This is a genomic window from Klebsiella sp. ZJOU C1 (assembly GCF_035620215.1).
Taxonomy (GTDB): domain Bacteria; phylum Pseudomonadota; class Gammaproteobacteria; order Enterobacterales; family Enterobacteriaceae; genus Klebsiella; species Klebsiella variicola.
The window spans coordinates 2,938,918-2,955,758 of record NZ_CP141644.1 but is presented as its reverse complement, the minus strand read 5'-3'; the positions used below and the strand labels follow the sequence as shown (position 1 = coordinate 2,955,758).

Here is a 16,841-nt window from a genome sequence, read left to right as displayed (position 1 = left end):
GGGGGCTGCTTTTTTAGGTTTCGTTGCTGAGTAAAATCATTAAAACCAGCCAAATCTCACGGACAGCAGGCTGATAAGTACGCACGCGGCGCAGACATTAATCAGAATGACGGTTTTGCTGGAGACATCCATAACGCCACCTTAATGAGTAAGTCCATAAAGGTATAGTACGGCGCCTGCGGTTGCGCTATCGGATTAAGACGAATCAGGCTTTATTCTCAATATTCAGCCCGTTTCAGAATTTGTTATACAGGTATCTCTGAATCACGACGTCATGGCAGATAATCATCCCACCATGGAACGCCCCTCAGGGAAGGAAGAGTAAGAATGACGTTATATCAAAAAATGCTGGTGTTTTACGCCATTATGGGCGTGATATGCGCCGTGATTAGCTGGTTTTTGACCAAAGAGAGCCGGGTGATCCGCCTGCTGGCGGCCCTGTTGATCGGCGCCACCTGGCCGTTCAGCTTCCCGATGGCGCTGCTCGTCTCGCTGTTTTAACCCCAGATGCCGGACGGCAGAAAAGGGTGGCGGAAAGGGTAAGGTTACTGTATAAAAAACCAGTAATTTTATCATGGAGGCATACAGGTGAACGGTTTCTTTTCTTCCGTCGCAGGCGCCACGCTGCGTTGGCTCGATCTTCCGGGAGATGGCCTCCCGGTGGTGTTTATCCACGGTCTCGGCTGCGCGTCATCCTACGATTATCCCCGCGTCGCCAGCGATCCTGCGCTGAACGGACGGCGTAAAATACTCATCGATCTGCCAGGCTTCGGCTACAGCGATAAACCGCACGACTTTAGTTACAACATACATATTCAGGCGCAAGTCGTGGAGCAGCTACTTAACCATCTGCGCCTGCAGCGCTTCGCGCTGTTCGGTCATAGCATGGGAGGAAGCATCGCCATCGAAGCGGCGAGGCTGTTGGGCGAGCGCGTGACCACGCTGCTGGTCTCTGAACCCAATCTGTTTGCCGGCGGCGGTGAGTACAGCAGGCGCATTGCGGCGCAGACAGAGGCGGCCTTTATTGCCGAAGGCTATGCCAGAATGCTGGCTGAGGAGCGCTCGCCATGGGCTGGCTGTTTGCAAAACAGCGCGCCCTGGGCCGTCTGGCGGGCCGCCAGCAGCCTGATGCGTGGCAGCGATACCCCCTGGTTTACTCAGCTCTGCCAGCTGCACTGTCAAAAAAGGCTCATCGTCGGTGAGCTCTCCCTGCCTTATGCCGATATTGACCTGGCTGAGGCGCAAGGGATCCCGGTCGGGATTGTGCCCCGCGGGGGGCACTCGATGGCGTGGGAGAATCCGCAAGGGCTGGCGCAGATCATCGCCAGCCAGGGTTAAAAGAATACCGGCTCAGAAAGGGAGTTCGCGGGGCTGGGTCTGGAGTGTTATCCAGCGCAGTTCGGTGAATTCCGCGATGCCGGCCCGCCCCCCAAAGCGGCCATAGCCCGAGGCTTTGCAGCCGCCAAACGGCATTTGCGCTTCATCATGCACCGTTGGGCCATTGATATGGCAAATGCCCGTTTGCAGACGTTGCGCCACGTTCCACGCTCTGGCGCTGTCGCGGCTGTAGACCGCAGCGGAAAGACCGTATTCACTGTCGTTGGCCACCGTCAGCGCCTCTTCTTCATTCTTAACCCGAATAATCGCTTTTACCGGGCCGAAGGACTCTTCGTTCCACAGCCGCATCTCGCGGGTCACGCCGTCCAGCAAGGTCGGCGCCATGTGGGTATCGCTGGCTTTACCACCGGTTAGCAGGCGAGCGCCTTTGGCTAACGCATCGTCGATTAAGGCGTTGCAGCGGATGATGGTGTTCATATCAACCACCGGCCCCGTCAGGCTGGCGGGCAGGGCGGCGGCGCGCCTGGCCAGCAGCGGGATAAACACCTCTGCTACGGCGTTGTCGACAATAATGCGCTCGGTGGACATGCAGATCTGGCCGGCGTTGGCGAAGGCGCCAAAAACCGCGCCCGCCGCCGCTTGCTCGATATCAGCATCGTCCAGCACCAGCAGCGGCGCTTTACCGCCGAGCTCCAGCACCGCTGGTTTAAGATATTGCCCGCAGGTGCGGGCGATAATCCGCCCCACCGGCGTGGATCCGGTAAAGTTAACGCGCCGCACCGCCGGGTGGGCGATCAGCGATTCCACCAGCGCCGGCGCATCTTCAGGCGCACAGGTAAGATAGTTCACCACCCCCGGTGGGAAGCCCGCCGCGTCAAGGGCGTCGATAATCAGTCCCTGAGTGGCCGGCGACAGCTCCGCGCCCTTGAGGATCACTGCGTTGCCGCAGGCCAGCGGCGTTGCCAGCGCCCGGGTAGCCAGAATCAGCGGTGCGTTCCACGGCGCCATGCCCAGTACCACCCCCGCCCCCTGGCGGACGCCCATCGCCAGGTTGCCCGGCACGTTGGAGGGAATAATTTGCCCTTCAATTTGGGTGGTCAGCGCCGCCGCTTCGCGCAGGATATCGGCCGCCAGATGAACGTTAAAGCCGGCCCAGTGCGCGGTCGCGCCGGTCTCCGCCGCCATGGCGGCGATAAATTTAGCCTCCCGCAACAGCATATGTTCCGCCGCGTCGAGCAGTAAACGGCGTCGTTCCGCCGGAGAGGTATCACGCCACAGCGGGAAGGCTTTGGCCGCGGCTTCGACGCAGCGTTTGCCGTCGGCGAGACTGGCGGCCGCGGCCACCGAGGCGACGTCGTCGTGGGCCGGGTGGCGTCGGGTAAAGGTGCGGCGGCCTTCGGCATCGTGCCACTGGCCGTCAATGTACAGATTGCAGGTGATTGTCATGGTGGAAACCTCTTGTTCTGCGGTTCCCCCAGTGTACCGGGCACTACTGACAGTGAGCGTGAGCAGGGCGGTTATCGCACATTTTTTTGCAGGAATTATGTGTGGCTCACAACATCCCGACACTTGCTGGCGTAAAAAACAGCGCTACGCCGATTAAACCAGCGATTTCAGCGTGATTTGCATAAGGTGATAGCCATTGATTATTTGCCGGGGGCGGGCGCCTGTGCTGATATTACGGTTCTTATAATCAATAATCAGGACTTATAACCATGTCTACAGGGAAAACCACGCTGGCGCTGCTGCTGAGCGCACTGCTGCCGGCCGGCGCCGCCTGGGCCGCAGGCAATGACACACTGGTCTACTGCTCAGAAGCCTCTCCGGAGTCCTTTAATCCGCAAATCGCCAGCTCCGGCCCGTCGTTCGTCGCCAGCTCGCAGGTGCTGTATAACCGCCTGGTCACCTTTGACCCGGTGAAGAACACGCCGATCCCGTCGCTGGCCACCGAGTGGCACGTCTCTGAGGATGGCAAAACCTGGACCTTTACTCTGCGTCAGGGGGTGAAGTTCAACAGCAACAAATTCTTCAAACCAACCCGCGATTTTAACGCCGACGACGTCCTGTTTTCCGTGCTGCGCCAGATGGATCCTCAGCATCCCTATCACAAAGTGTCGCAGGGGAACTATGAGTACTTCCACGACGTGGGCCTCGATAAGTTGATTAAGTCGGTGAAAAAGGTCGATGACTATCACGTCCAGTTCGTGCTTAACGAGCCGAACGCGGCGTTTCTTGCCGACTGGGGCATGGACTTCGCCTCTATTCTGTCGGCGGAGTATGGCGAGGCGATGCTGAAGAAAGGGACGCCGGAGAATGTTGATAACTGGCCTGTCGGTACCGGGCCGTATGCCCTGCAGCAGTATAAAGTGGATTCCCAAATCCGCTATATCGCCAACCCCCACTACTGGGAAGGCGAGGTGCCGACTAAGCACCTGATCTTCTCCATTACGCCGAACGTCGAGACCCGTCTGGCGAAACTGCAGACCAACGAGTGCCAGATTATTCCTGCGCCTTCGCCGGTTCAGTTCCCGGTGATTAAGGGCAATAAAGATCTGGCGCTGCATGCGGTTGAGGCGCTGAACGTCGGCTATCTGGCGTTCAACACGGAGAAAAAACCGTTTGATAATGTGCTGGTGCGCCAGGCATTAAACTATGCCACCGACAAGCAGGCGATCGTCAAGGCGGTATTCCTCGATTCCGGCAGCGTGGCGAAATCACCGATCCCGTCGACGATGCTCGGGTATAAGAAAGATCTCCCGGACTATGATTACGATCCGCAGAAAGCCAAAGCGCTGCTCAAGCAGGCGGGTCTGGAGCAAGGAGCGGAAGTAACCCTGTGGTCGATGCCGGTCCAGCGTCCGTACAACCCGAACTCGAAGCGGATCGCCGAAATGATCCAAAACGACTGGGCTAAAGTGGGCGTCAAAGCGAAGATTGTCAGCTATGAATGGGGCGAATACCTTGCCGGTATGCGCAAAGGGGAGCACGACAGCGCCCTGTATGGCTGGATGTCGGACAACGGCGACCCGGACAACTTTGCCGGTACGCTGCTCAGCTGTGATAATATCCAGACCGGCTCCAACGCCGCTCGCTGGTGCGATAAGTCCTATGACGCGCTGGTGAAGAAAGCGCTGCTGGTGAGCGATCCGCAGGCACGTGCCAAACTCTATGAACAGGCGCAAGAGATCTTCTACCAGCAGGCGCCGTGGATCACCCTGGCGACCGGCAAGACCTTCTATGCCACCCGTAGCAACGTCAGCGGCTACCGCGTGAGCATGATGGGGAGCGATTTTTCCAAAGCGAAGCTGAATTAAGCGAAAGGAGAACCGGATGGCACATCTGGATGAGGTTATCGTCAAAGTCGATGACACCCTTGCCGAGGGCGTTATCACTCATATGAATGAGCTGCTGATCGCCCTGAGCGATGATCCACAACTCAGTCGTGAGGAACGCTATACCCAGCAGCAGCGCCTGCGCACCGCCATCGCCCATCATGGGCGACAGCATCAGGAAGAGCAGGACGCGCGCCGCGAGCAGCTGACGAAAGGCGGCGCGATCCTCTGAAGATGCGCTCAGAACTGGCGCCTGGCCACCAGCCAGGCGCCCACCACCAGCATCACCGCGCCGCATACCGGCCCGATCAGCGCCCGCACCGGCACGCCGTGGGCGCGAACTAAATCCATGATCAACCCGCCAACCAGCTGGCTGGCGACCAGTACCGCAATGGTGGTGGCCGCGCCCACGGTCTGATAGCCGCTGATGCTGGCGAAGACGAAAAAGGACCCCAGCAGGCCGGGGATCAGCGTCCACCACTTCACGCTCAGGGCCAGCTCCTGAAAGCCGGCGACGCCCTGGCGCAGCAGTAACATCGTCACGAAAATAACAATTCCCACCAGCGAATTGAGCAGCATGGCGATAAGGATCGTCGACGCCGACTGGGTGATGCGCACCATCAGGGTATTCTGCACCACGAGACCAACGCCGGCGGCAACCAGACAGGCGAGGGTGAGCGACGCATTCATGCCTTGCCGTCCGGGTCCTGACGCTCATCCAGCTGCAGCTGCATAAAGGTGAGATCCAGCCAGCGACCAAATTTGGTTCCTACCTGCGGCATCTGCCCGGTGGTGATAAAGCCCAGCGTTTCATGCAGATGCAGCGAAGCGTGGTTCTGCGATTCAATACCGGCGACCATCACATGTTTATTCAGCCGACGCGCTTCGGCGATCAGCGCAACCAGCAGTTTGCGACCCAGCCCTTTCCCCTGATGATCGGGGTGAACGTACACCGAATGCTCCACGGTGTGGCGGAAACCGTCAAACGCGCGCCAGTCGCCAAACGAGGAATAGCCGGTGATGACGCCGTTTTCCTCGTTCACCAGCACCGGAAAGCCGGCCAGCTGGCGGGCTTCAAACCACGCGATACGGTTGTCGGTATCCACGGTTTTATCATTCCAGATAGCGGCGGTATGCACGACGGCGTGGTTATAGATCTCGGCGATCGCTGCACAGTCGTCTTTAGTGGCAGGGCGGATGGACATAGCAAACCTCAGTTTTTTGTACACTATAGTAGTACGATATTATTACAATAATGAACATCGCGCTGTCATCCGTTTTCCGCATAATTTTTACGGATGACCCGGTAAGCAAGCGGCCCGACGAGCAGTTGTGTAATGGGTGGGTGCACACTATAGTATTACGTTATGAATACTATAGAAGACAACCTCAATCAGCGCATCAGTGCGCGCATCCGCATCGAGCGTGAGTCCCGCGGTTGGTCGCTGAACGACCTCGCCGAACGGGCTGGCGCCTCGCGGGCGATGATCCATAAAATCGAGCGCGGCGAAAGCAGCCCGACGGCCTCGATGCTGGGCCGTCTTTCCGGCGCCTTCGGCATCAGTATGTCGACGCTGATCGCCCGGGCGGAAATGCAGGAGGGTAAGCTGCTGCGCTTTGCCAGCCAGCCGGTGTGGCACGACCCGCAAAGCCACTATCTCCGCCGCCACGTCTCGCCGCGCAGCGATCTGCCGATCGATCTGGTGCAGATTGAGCTGCCGCCCGGCAGCGATGTGCCCATGCCGGCCTCTTCCTATGCGCTCGCCCGCCAGCTGATCTGGCTGCAGCAGGGCGAGCTGGTGTTTGTCGAAGGGACTACCCGTCATGAGATGCAGAAGGGGGATTGTCTGGAGCTTGGTCCGCCCAACGATTGTCGCTTTATCAATGAATCCGCGGAGACCTGCGTCTATCTGGTGGTTCGCCTTAATCAATCGCCATCCGGCTCTTAATGGTAAAGCACGTTGCGCATAAAGCAGCTAGCCTCAGTACAGTCTGCTAACAAGAGGAGTTTGCTATGACAGATCAACCGCAACGCCATCGCCGCTGGGTACTGGCTTCCCGCCCCCATGGTGAACCGACGGCAGAGAATTTCCGCCTGGAAGAGAGCGAGGTGCCGACGCCGGGGCCGGGGCAGGTTCTGCTGCGTACCGTTTATTTATCGCTCGACCCCTATATGCGCGGGCGCATGAGCGATGCGCCTTCTTATTCGCCACCGGTGGCCATTGGCGCGGTGATGGTAGGAGGGACCGTGAGTCGCGTGGTCAGCTCAAATCATGCCGATTATCGACCCGGCGACTGGGTGCTGGGCTACAGCGGCTGGCAGGATTATGAACTCTCCGACGGCAACGGACTGGTGAAGCTGGGTGACGACCCGCAACACCCGTCATGGTCGCTGGGAGTTCTGGGGATGCCGGGCTTCACCGCCTACATGGGATTGCTGGACATCGGCCAGCCGAAGGCGGGCGAAACGCTGGTGGTCGCTGCGGCGACCGGGCCGGTTGGCGCCACGGTCGGACAGATCGGCAAAATTAAGGGCTGCCGCACCGTCGGCATCGCTGGAGGCGCGGAGAAGTGTCGGTATGCGGTTGAGACGTTAGGCTTTGATGTCTGCCTTGACCATCGTGCGGATGATTTTGCCGAACAGCTGGCCCAGGCCTGCCCGCAGGGCATTGACGTTTACTACGAAAACGTCGGCGGCAAGGTTTTTGACGCGGTGCTGCCGCTGCTGAATACCGCAGCGCGGGTACCGGTCTGCGGGCTTGTAAGCGGCTATAACGCCACCGGTTTGCCAGACGGACCGGATCGTCTGCCGCTGCTGATGGCGACCATCCTCAAGAAGCGCATCCGGATGCAGGGCTTTATTATCGGCCAGGATTACGGGCATCGGATCGCGGAATTCCAGCAGCAGATGGGGCGCTGGGTGCAAGAGGGGAAAATTAAATATCGCGAACAGCTGATCGACGGTCTGGATCAGGCGCCGCAGGCGCTGATCGGCCTGTTGAAAGGTGAGAACTTCGGTAAAGTGGTGATCCGCGTCGCGGCCGACGACTAGTCCGGCGGATCCGACTTACTCTGCCCCTTTTCCCGTGAGGGAAAAGGGGCATGGGAGGCGTGTCAGGCGTAAAAGGTTAACCGCTGGGCGAGCAGATCGACAAAGGCTTCACGGTCGACATCCAGCATCAGGGTAGTATTGGGCCGATTGCCGGTCAGATGGTAGTAATCGACCACCGTCATCCCCTGGGTATATTTTCCTTCCGTTTCCACGCCGACCCAGCGTTCGATAGTGGTGAAGATCTCCGGCTTGAGGAGCCAGGCGATGGTGCAGGGATCGTGCAGCGGCGCGCCGTCGAAGCCCCACTTTTCATCCTTGTGGTAGGCCATAAAGAAGTCGAGCAGCTCGGCGACAATGGTCGACACCGGATTGCCAATCTGGCGGAATCGCTCGATATCGGCGGGAAGGATTTGCGCCCGATGCGTAACATCCAGCCCCGCCATCACCACCGGGATCCCGGACTGAAAGACCATTTCCGCCGCCTGCGGATCGACGAAAATATTAAACTCCGCCGCCGGCTGCCAGTTGCCCAGCCCCATTGCGCCCCCCATGATCACGATGCGGGCGATTTTCGCGTGCAGCTCCGGGTGGCTGGCGAGCAGCAACGCCACGTTAGTCTGCGGCCCGGTGGCCACCAGAGTCACCGGCTCCTGGCTTTCCCGCAGCACCCTGGCCATCAGCTCGACGGCGGTGCAGTTCTGCGGGGCAAAGGTTGGTTCCGGCAGGCTCGGGCCATCCAGTCCGCTCTCGCCGTGCACGTTATCGGCGATGATCAGATCGCGCATCAACGGCTTCCACGCGCCGCCGGCCACCGGGATATCCGGCCGGTTCAGCAGCGTCAGCATACGCAGCACGTTGCGCAGGGTCTTCTCCGGGGTCTGGTTGCCCGCGGAAGCGGTGACGGCTTTCACCTCCAGCTCCGGCGAGGCGAGGGCGAGGACCAGGGCGATCGCGTCATCATGTCCCGGATCGCAATCAATCATCATCGGCAGTGCCATAGCAGCTCCTTGTTGGCGTTGTTCTGTGACCAGACTAACGCTGCGAGGCGAGGCAGACGAGATGGTGTGCATAATAGTGTGATGGAGGCCACGATTGCTGCGATGGCATCGCGTATCGTCAGGCGATCGTCGGCAGTCATATTGCCTCACCTTGCGATGGCGCAAGCTGGCGCCCGCCGCGGCGCGATATAATAGAAAAATTGCTAATCCTTACGGATATTAATGGTTTGCTTTTCGGTGAGCGGATTCTTATCCTTAAGAAAACTCGAGAGGTTATTACGATGAAAGATGTAGTAGATAAATGCAGCACCAAAGGCTGCGCCATTGATGTCGGGACGATCATTGATAACGAGGACTGCGTCTACCGGGCTGAGAAAATGTTCCCGAGCCGCGAAGAAGCGGAATCCACCGTAGCCGCTGTGCGCGAACGTGCTGCCGCCGCGGCGCCGGCCAGTGAACCGCCGCAGGTCGATTACACCATCGCCGCCGCTGGCGACGAGGTTAAACTCGATCTCGCCATCGCTTTCTCCTGCCAGGCGGAAAAGATCATTTTCGAGTTATCCCTGCGAAATCTGCTTTAACCCGCGTCCGTGGGGAAAACGCCACATCGTTAAGCCTTCCCCGCCAATCACCGCCGGCGGGGAAGGGGCGTGTTATTCGAAGCGCCAGGCGAGGTTCAGGCCGATGCCGTAGTTGCGTCCGGGAGCAGGCTCGTAGTAGCGCCCGTTGGACTCGTTTACGATAACGGACCCGACGTACTCCCGGTCGAACAGGTTGTCGACCCGGCCGAACAGATCCATGTCCATCCTGCCGTAGCTCCATTTATAGCCGGTCGTCAGGCCAACCACCGTCCAGGAAGGCGCTTTAGCCGTGTTTTCGTCATTGGCCATGATGTCGCTCATGTAGCGAATATCGCTGCCGGCGTACCAGCCCTGCTCCGGCTGATAGCCAAAGGAGGCGTAGCCCATATTGCGCGCGATCCCCGGAATGCGGTTGCCGTTGCAGCTGGCGTCGTCGCAGACGTTGGTGCGATAGGTCGCGTCCAGCCAGGTCCAGGCCGCCTTCAGACGCCAGCTCTCGCCAAACTGCTGATCCAGCCCCAGCTCCATCCCCTGACGACGGGTCTTGCCGGCGTTTTTATAGCTGGTGCGCCCGCCGCTGCTGCTGTCGACCACGATCTCATTATCGGTATTGGTCTGGAACAGGGCGGCGGTGAGCAGCCCATTGCCGAGCCGCGTCTTACTGCCGATCTCCACTGTGTCATTGGTGGAGGGCTTCAGGCCGAAATTAAGGCCGCTCTGGTTATCGGAGCGGTATGACAGTTCGTTAATGGTCGGCGTCTCGAAGCCGCGGCCAGCGGAGAGGTAGACGTTCCACGCGTCGGTCAGAGCATACTTCAGCGAGCCTGCGGGCAGCCACTTGTGATAGCTGGCATCACCGCTGTCATCGCCATTGCCTGGGGTGATGTAGTAGTCATTCGAGTCGAACCATACTGAGCTGTAGCGAACCCCGGCATCGAGCGAGAGTTTGTCCGTTAACTGCCACTGGGTCTGCAGGTAGGGGTCGACGTTCCACATCAGGTTGCGTTCGTTACGGCGCAGCGCACCCTGTTCGCCATACTGCGGCTCGCCGTTGACCATCACAAAGTTTTCATACCCTTTACGGCGCTCGCTCATGTTCTCGTAATCGAGACCGGCGGTCAGGGTGACGGGCACCAGCAGCTCTCCGCGATGGGTCAGGCGGGTATCGATTCCCTGGTAGTGACGGGTGAGGTCGATCACCCCGCCGGCATGGCTCGGTTTCAGCTGCGGCGCGCGCGGGATCGACTGGAACTGCGTGGTTTCACGTTCACCGGCGTACATCATGACGCTGAGATCGTCCTGGGCGCTCAGCTGGCGCTCGTAGCGCAGGCCGGCCTGGGTCTGCCGGGTATTCTTGCGGGTATTATACTGGTCGCCGCGCGGCGACTGGCGCGGGTTATCGCGCCATTCGTCGGCGGTTAAGCCGCCGGCGTCATTGGCTTTGATATCCACGCTGTTCAGCAGCAGCGTCAGCTTACTGACATCGTTGATGCGCACCCCCAGTCGGGCGTTCGCCAGATTTTTGCGTGCGCCGCTGTGATCGCGATAGCCATGAGTGGTGAAGCGGTTGGTCGAGACCGTGTAATCCACATCGCCTGCATGGCTGCCGTCGCCAACGGCGCCAGTGGCCTTCATCCCGTAGTGCCAGGTACCGAAGCTGCCATAGTAGCTGCTGGCTTCCACGGTGGGCGGCTGGGTGCCGGTCTGGCTGGTGACGTTGATCACCCCGCCGGACGAGTTACCGTACAGGGCAGAGAAGGGGCCGCGCAGCACCTCAATGGTGTCGACGCTGCCAATATCGATATTCGAGGTCTGCCCCTGGCCGTCTGGCATGGTCGCCGGAATACCATCGACATAGATGCGTAGCCCGCGCACGCCATAGGTGGAGCGAGAGCCAAAGCCACGAATCGACAGTTGCAGATCCTGGGCATAGTTTTGCCGGTTCTGCACCTGCAGGCCCGGTACGGCGCCCAGTGATTCAGAGAGATTGACGCGCGGGGCGGCCTGGCGCATTTCATCCCCATTGACCACGCTGACGGCAGCGGGGGTATCCAGTTCAGAAACAGTGGTTGGCGCGGCGGTCACCACCATGGTTTGTTCATCAGCGGTCTGGGCCGCGGCAATCAGCGGTAGCAGCAGCGCCGGCAGGGCGGCGTGACGCACGGACAGGATTTTCATCGATAGTACTCGGGAGACGAACCAAATGGAACATATGTAGATATGTTACCCCGTTTGTAAAACATTTGAAAATTATTAACCGCCGTTGGTTAACGGATAGTGCTTCTTGCTGATGAATTTACCGAACAACAACAATTAGCGCTCCACTTTGAGATAAATAATGATTACTATTCGCATTCAAAAATAAGGGTAAAGCCAGGACTTTACCGCCGGAAGCGATGTCGGGTCAGCACATACTGGTTTATCAAAGGGAGTCGTCATGTCACTACGTCATTTTGCCGCGCCGCGTCTGCGCCATTCACTGTTATTCACCTCTCTGCTGCTGGCAGGTAGCTTTAGCGCCCACGCTGCGGATGAGATGCTGCGTAAGGCCGTCGGAAAAGGGGCCTACGAAATGGCCTACAGCCAGCAGGAGAACGCGTTATGGGTCGCCACGTCGCAGAGTCGCTCACTGGACAAGGGCGGTATTGTTTATCGTCTTGACCCCACCACCCTGGACGTGACGCAGATTATTCACAACGATCTGAAGCCGTTCGGCGCTGCTATCAACCATGCCACCGGCACGCTGTGGTTTGGCAATACCGTCGACAGCACCGTCACCGCCATTGACGCCAAAACCGGCGCCGTGAAAGGGCGTCTGGTGCTGGACGAGCGTCAGCGCAGTGAAACCGTACGCCCACTGCAACCGCGCGAGCTGGCGGTCAATGAGCAGACCAACACGGTCTACATTACCGGTCTGGGCAAAGAGAGCGTGATTTGGGTGGTAGATGGCGCGACCCTGAAGCTGAAAACCACTATTACCGGCACCGGGGCAATGGCGACGGGTCTGGCGATCGATCCGCAGGCGAAACGCCTCTATACCACCAATGCCGACGGCGAACTGCTGACCATCGACAGCGAGAGCAATACCATTGTGTCGCGCAAGAAATTGCAGGACGATGGCAAAGCGCACTTCTACTTAAACCTGAGCCTTGATACCGCCGGTCACCGCGCCTTTATTACCGACAGCAAGCAGCCGGAAGTGCTGGTGGTCGATACCCGCGATGGTAAGGTGCTGGAGAAAATCGCCGCGCCGGAATCGCTGGCGGTGCTGTTTAACCCGACGCGTAATGAAGCCTATGTGACGCACCGTAAGGCCGGGGAAGTCAGCGTTATCGACGGTAAGCGCTACAAGATCGTGAAGACCTTTAAAACGCCGACTCACCCCAACAGCCTGGCGCTCTCTGATGACGGCAAAACGCTGTATGTCAGCGTGAAACAGGCTTCCAGCCGTGAGAAAGAGGCCACCGCGCCGGACGACGTGATCCGCATCGCGCTGTAAGATGCCCGGGGCGACGACGATCGGTCAAGGTCGCGCCCCGCATGCCGCCCGGCACCTCACCCTCTGTTACAAACGCGTATTGGCCTGATAAACCAGATGGTTATACACTTAACGCTTTCCCGCCTTGCGCGGGCAGTGGTAATCAGTGGAGATAAAATGAAAAAGCCATTTATGGTGATTTGCGCCGGTGCGATGCTGGCGCTGCTGGCAGGCTGTTCGTCCAACTACGTTATGACCACCAAAAGCGGTCAGACGATCGTCACCCACGGCAAGCCGCAGCTGGATAAAGAAACGGGGATGACCAGCTATATCGATGAGTCTGGTAATAAGCGGGAAATTAACAGTAGCGACGTGTCGCAGCTGGTTGAGGATAACTAAATCCTGACCTCCCGGTTTGTCCGTCGCGGGCAAACCGGGAGTCCTGCCAGTTACTTCCTGAGCGTCGGCGCCGTACTGTGGATCGCATGCACGCGTTTACGCACGCCAAACCAGCCAGCTACCAGCAGCACCGCCAGCAGTGGAATTGAGCCAATGGTGTAAGTGCCGTTCGGATAATCGAAGGCCATCAGCACCAGCACGCTGAACAGGAACAGCAGCGTCAGCCAGGAGGTGAATGGCGCCCCCGGCATTCTGAAGCTCACCTTCGCCGCTTTTCCTTCCTTGATCGCTTTGCGCAGACGCATCTGACACACCACGATAAAGCCCCAGGAAGCAATGATCCCCAGCGACGCGACGTTAAGCACGATCTCAAACACCTGCGACGGCACCAGATAGTTGAGGAACACCCCCACCACATACACCGCCAGCGTCGCCAGGATCCCGGCGTAAGGGACGTGGTGACGGCTCATTTTCGACATAAACTTCGGCGCGGAGCCCCCCATCGACATGGAACGCAGGATACGTCCGGTGCTGTAGAGGCCGGAGTTGAGGCTGGAGAGGGCGGCGGTTAACACCACGATGTTCATTACGCTGCCGATATACGGTACGCCCAGTTTGGAGAAGAAGGTGACGAACGGGCTCTGTCCTGCCTGGTAGGCGGTCCACGGCAGGAGCAGCACCAGCAGCACCACCGAACCGACGTAGAACAGGCCGATACGCCAGATCACGCTGTTGATGGCCTTCGGTACCATCGACTCCGGATCTTTACACTCACCGGCCGCGGTGCCCACCAGTTCAATGGAGGCGAAGGCAAAGACCACGCCCTGCACCAGCACCAGCGCCGGCAGAAGGCCGTGAGGGAAGAAGCCGCCGTTATCGGTGATCAGATGGAAGCCGGTGGCATTGCCGTCCAGCGGCTTACCGGAGCCGAGGAAAATGGTGCCGACCACGAGGAACGCAACGATCGCCAGCACTTTGACCAGCGCGAACCAGAATTCCATCTCGGCGAACCATTTTACGCCGATCATGTTCATGGTACCGACGATTGCCAGCGCGCCAAGGGCGAAGACCCACTGTGGCACATCGCCAAACGCGCCCCAGTAGTGCATATACAGCGCCACGGCGGTGATATCGACGATCCCGGTCATGGCCCAGTTAACGAAGTACATCCAGCCGGCCACGTAAGCGGCCTTTTCACCGAGGAATTCCCTGGCATAGGAGACGAAGCTGCCGCTCGAGGGGCGGTGGAGAACCAGTTCGCCGAGGGCGCGAAGAATAAAGAAGGAGAAGATGCCGCAGACCAGATAGACCAGGGCGAGCGCTGGCCCTGCCATTTGTAAACGTGCCCCGGCGCCGAGGAACAAACCGGTACCGATAGCGCCGCCGATGGCGATCATCTGTACCTGACGGTTGCCCATCGCTTTGTGATAACCCGCTTCATGTGAGTTGAGCCAGTGGCGTTTCGCAGCATGGTGCTCCGCTGCAGTGTCGTGTTTCGTATTCATTGATGTATCAGTTTCCTGTCAATGCCCATGTTTGCAGCCGGAGTGGATGACGGCTGGCACATTATGCTGGCTTTCTCATCATTCTGACGTAGGAGATAAGCTCAGACATGGCGCTGAATCCTACACGTAACGTAATAGTTACGCACCTAAAACATTTACCGATAGCATTTGACAGATTTATCAATGAGATCAGCGTCGCAGAGTTTCCAGCAACAGAGTGAAAGCGCTGGTATGCTGGCGTCGACTGGGGTAGTAGAGATGGTAGCCGGGGAAGGTGGGGGTCCAGTCCGCCAGCACTTGCACCAGCCGGCCACTGGCTAATGCCTCCGCCACGCAGTCATCCGGAACGTAGGCCAGACCGAGGCCCGCCTCCGCCGCATCGATGCGCTGCGGCAGGCTGTTGAGGATCACTTGCCCCTCCACCCGCACCTGGATATCCCGGCCGTCGCGGGCAAACTCCCAGGCGTAAAGTCCACCTCGTGTCGGCAGGCGCAGATTGATGCAGCGATGCTGCGCAAGATCCCAGGGCGTCTGCGGCGTACCGGCCTGCTGCAGATAGGCTGGCGAACCTACTACCGCCATCCGCATATCCGGGGCAATGCGCACGGCAATCATCTCTTTCGCCACCTGTTCGCCGAGTCGCACCCCGGCGTCAAACCGGCCATCCACGATATCCGTGAGGCCATTATCAACAGTGATTTCGATGTTAATATCCGGATATTGCAGCATAAATGGCTTTAGCGCCGGCCAGAGTACGGTGCTGGTGGCATGCTCCCCGGCGGTGATGCGCAGGTTGCCCGCCGGGCGTTCGCGCGTATCGCGCAGCGCGGTCAGCGCCCGCTCCATCTCCTCCAGATGCGGACCGAGGCGCTGAATGAGTCGCTCACCCGCCTCGGTCGGTACCACGCTGCGGGTGGTGCGGGTCAGCAGCCGCACATCTAGACGCGCTTCGAGATGGCGCATGGCATGGCTGAGCGCCGACTGTGACACGCCGAGCTGGGCCGCTGCGCGGGTAAAGCTGCGCTCACGCGCTACCACCATAAAGGAGAGCAGATCGTTTACGTTCTCTTTTAGCATAATCTTTCCGGATTGATGAATACCGCTCACAGGTACGCAGAGTGTAAGCCCGACGGAGGGGAGGCGCCAGTCTGATAGCCGGACGCAGTGGAGCAGAATGACCACCACGGTTAACAACGCAGGGTTTAATTCATCAAGACGGTGAATGTAATGTAAGATGTCCAAAAAACTGCAGCGCCAGGCGAACCCACACAATGACACCCTTACACTTTCATAAATATCACGGGCTGGGTAATGATTACCTGGTATGCCATCGCGACGTTGCCGAACAGTTGAGCAACGAGCATATTCAAATGCTGTGCCATCGCCACTATGGCGTGGGATCGGATGGTCTGCTGATCGACAGCGGCGATCAGATCAATCCCACACTGCGTATTATCAATCCGGACGGCTCCGAAGCGGAGAAAAGCGGTAACGGGCTACGGATCTATGCGCGTTATCTTTTTGATATCGGTCGCGTCGGCCATGAGCCCTTTCTGGTACATACGGCGGGCGGTGACGTCTATTGCACTGTGCATGGCGATGTTCATCAGATTAGCGTCGACATGGGGCGGGCGAATTTCAATCCGGCGGCGCTGCCCGCCTTAGTGAATTTGCCTGAGGCGGTGAATTATCCTTTGCCGCTGGCGGATGAAACCCTGTCCGTCGTGCTGGTCTCCATGGGCAATCCCCACTGCGTTGTCCTCGTCGATAAGCTCGACCTGGCGCAGGTTCATCGTTTAGGGCCGCAAATCGAAAACCATTCCTTGTTCCCCAAACGCACCAATGTCCAGTTCGTGGAAGTTATCGATCGCCATACGCTAAAGATTGGTATCTGGGAGCGGGGCGCGGGGTTCACGATGGCCTCCGGGAGCAGCAGTTGCGCGGCTGCCAGCGCGATGCGCCGGTTAGGGAAGGTGGACGATCGGGTGGATGTCAACATGCCTGGTGGTCAGCTGCACATCACCTTCGACGCGGATTTTCAGGTCCGTATGCGTGGCCCGGTGCATAAAATCGCCAGCCTGACGCTGGATAAAGACTGCTTTGTTGGCGGCAGCGCCATCTTCACTGGCGCTGCATAACAGGTGGCGCGGTCAGCCTG

General features: G+C 58.9%; 19 protein-coding genes. 11 read left to right on the top strand and 8 right to left on the bottom strand.

Features of this window, described 5'->3' with window-relative positions; translation table 11 throughout:
• Nucleotides 1–39: 39 nt before the first annotated feature.
• Complete coding sequence (yncL, locus tag SPE70_RS14155) at nt 40–132, bottom strand: stress response membrane protein YncL (protein WP_012968073.1); 93 nt, start codon at nt 130–132, stop codon at nt 40–42.
• A 195-nt stretch (nt 133–327) separates the two neighbouring features.
• Between yncL and SPE70_RS14150 the strand changes: the two genes are divergently transcribed.
• Nucleotides 328–501 carry a GhoT/OrtT family toxin gene (locus SPE70_RS14150; protein ID WP_008804686.1) on the top strand — a complete coding sequence of 58 codons (174 nt, stop codon included), beginning with the start codon at nt 328–330 and terminating at the stop codon, nt 499–501.
• 87 nt (nt 502–588) lie between these two features.
• Nucleotides 589–1,338 (top strand): alpha/beta fold hydrolase, encoded by a 750-nt coding sequence (locus tag SPE70_RS14145; RefSeq protein WP_023297723.1) that lies wholly within the window; start codon nt 589–591, stop codon nt 1,336–1,338.
• Nucleotides 1,339–1,350: 12 nt separating this feature from the next.
• Here the strand turns inward: SPE70_RS14145 and SPE70_RS14140 are convergent, their stop codons facing one another.
• A complete protein-coding gene (locus SPE70_RS14140) occupies nt 1,351–2,784 on the bottom strand; it encodes an aldehyde dehydrogenase (RefSeq protein WP_039103649.1) in 1,434 nt (477 codons plus the stop codon).
• Nucleotides 2,785–3,053: 269 nt separating this feature from the next.
• Here SPE70_RS14140 and SPE70_RS14135 point away from each other — a divergent pair, with 269 nt between their 5' ends.
• Both SPE70_RS14135 and SPE70_RS14130 read left to right on the top strand, forming a co-directional pair.
• Nucleotides 3,054–4,652 carry an ABC transporter substrate-binding protein gene (locus tag SPE70_RS14135; RefSeq protein ID WP_022064846.1) on the top strand — a complete coding sequence of 533 codons (1,599 nt, stop codon included), beginning with the start codon at nt 3,054–3,056 and terminating at the stop codon, nt 4,650–4,652.
• A 16-nt stretch (nt 4,653–4,668) separates the two neighbouring features.
• Nucleotides 4,669–4,902 (top strand): YdcY family protein, encoded by a 234-nt coding sequence (locus tag SPE70_RS14130; RefSeq protein WP_008804690.1) that lies wholly within the window; start codon nt 4,669–4,671, stop codon nt 4,900–4,902.
• Nucleotides 4,903–4,910: 8 nt separating this feature from the next.
• Here the strand turns inward: SPE70_RS14130 and SPE70_RS14125 are convergent, their stop codons facing one another.
• The gene (locus tag SPE70_RS14125; RefSeq protein ID WP_008804691.1) at nt 4,911–5,360 is read right to left on the bottom strand and encodes a DMT family transporter; all 450 of its coding nucleotides are present in this window, start codon (nt 5,358–5,360) and stop codon (nt 4,911–4,913) included.
• Nucleotides 5,357–5,875, bottom strand: coding sequence for a GNAT family N-acetyltransferase (locus SPE70_RS14120; protein WP_064170283.1), 519 nt, complete (start codon nt 5,873–5,875; stop codon nt 5,357–5,359). Before SPE70_RS14120 ends, SPE70_RS14125 begins: the two co-directional genes overlap by 4 nt.
• Before the next feature lie 162 nt (nt 5,876–6,037).
• Between SPE70_RS14120 and SPE70_RS14115 the strand changes: the two genes are divergently transcribed.
• Entirely contained in the window at nt 6,038–6,619 is a 582-nt protein-coding gene (locus tag SPE70_RS14115) for a helix-turn-helix domain-containing protein (protein ID WP_008804693.1), read from the top strand.
• 65 nt (nt 6,620–6,684) lie between these two features.
• Entirely contained in the window at nt 6,685–7,722 is a 1,038-nt protein-coding gene (locus SPE70_RS14110; protein ID WP_064170282.1) for an NADP-dependent oxidoreductase, read from the top strand.
• A gap of 62 nt (nt 7,723–7,784) precedes the next feature.
• On the opposite strand, the gene rihA is transcribed toward SPE70_RS14110, so the two are convergent.
• Nucleotides 7,785–8,720, bottom strand: a complete 936-nt coding sequence (gene rihA / locus SPE70_RS14105; RefSeq protein WP_016161173.1) for a pyrimidine-specific ribonucleoside hydrolase RihA — start codon at nt 8,718–8,720, stop codon at nt 7,785–7,787.
• Between rihA and SPE70_RS14100 the strand changes: the two genes are divergently transcribed.
• Both SPE70_RS14100 and SPE70_RS14095 read left to right on the top strand, forming a co-directional pair.
• Nucleotides 8,682–8,912 (top strand): hypothetical protein, encoded by a 231-nt coding sequence (locus tag SPE70_RS14100; RefSeq protein WP_074188483.1) that lies wholly within the window; start codon nt 8,682–8,684, stop codon nt 8,910–8,912. The two genes, rihA and SPE70_RS14100, sit on opposite strands and share 39 nt — an antisense overlap.
• An 89-nt stretch (nt 8,913–9,001) precedes the next feature.
• Nucleotides 9,002–9,301 carry a DUF406 domain-containing protein gene (locus tag SPE70_RS14095; protein WP_008804696.1) on the top strand — a complete coding sequence of 100 codons (300 nt, stop codon included), beginning with the start codon at nt 9,002–9,004 and terminating at the stop codon, nt 9,299–9,301.
• Nucleotides 9,302–9,373: 72 nt separating this feature from the next.
• Here SPE70_RS14095 and pqqU read toward each other — a convergent pair whose 3' ends face one another.
• Nucleotides 9,374–11,479 (bottom strand): TonB-dependent receptor PqqU, encoded by a 2,106-nt coding sequence (pqqU, locus tag SPE70_RS14090; protein WP_324726340.1) that lies wholly within the window; start codon nt 11,477–11,479, stop codon nt 9,374–9,376.
• A gap of 259 nt (nt 11,480–11,738) precedes the next feature.
• Here pqqU and SPE70_RS14085 point away from each other — a divergent pair, with 259 nt between their 5' ends.
• Together SPE70_RS14085 and SPE70_RS14080 are read left to right on the top strand one after the other, a co-directional pair.
• Nucleotides 11,739–12,800: a 7-bladed beta-propeller protein YncE gene (locus SPE70_RS14085; RefSeq protein ID WP_008804698.1), complete on the top strand. Its 1,062-nt coding sequence runs from the start codon at nt 11,739–11,741 to the stop codon at nt 12,798–12,800.
• Between the two features lie 156 nt (nt 12,801–12,956).
• Nucleotides 12,957–13,178 (top strand): YgdI/YgdR family lipoprotein, encoded by a 222-nt coding sequence (locus SPE70_RS14080; protein ID WP_002906779.1) that lies wholly within the window; start codon nt 12,957–12,959, stop codon nt 13,176–13,178.
• A gap of 50 nt (nt 13,179–13,228) precedes the next feature.
• Here the strand turns inward: SPE70_RS14080 and ansP are convergent, their stop codons facing one another.
• Both ansP and SPE70_RS14070 read right to left on the bottom strand, forming a co-directional pair.
• Entirely contained in the window at nt 13,229–14,683 is a 1,455-nt protein-coding gene (gene ansP, locus SPE70_RS14075) for an L-asparagine permease (protein ID WP_008804699.1), read from the bottom strand.
• Between the two features lie 189 nt (nt 14,684–14,872).
• The gene (locus SPE70_RS14070; protein WP_008804700.1) at nt 14,873–15,760 is read right to left on the bottom strand and encodes a LysR family transcriptional regulator; all 888 of its coding nucleotides are present in this window, start codon (nt 15,758–15,760) and stop codon (nt 14,873–14,875) included.
• A gap of 194 nt (nt 15,761–15,954) precedes the next feature.
• Between SPE70_RS14070 and dapF the strand changes: the two genes are divergently transcribed.
• Nucleotides 15,955–16,821 (top strand): diaminopimelate epimerase, encoded by an 867-nt coding sequence (gene dapF, locus SPE70_RS14065; RefSeq protein WP_008804701.1) that lies wholly within the window; start codon nt 15,955–15,957, stop codon nt 16,819–16,821.
• Nucleotides 16,822–16,841 lie beyond the last annotated feature (20 nt).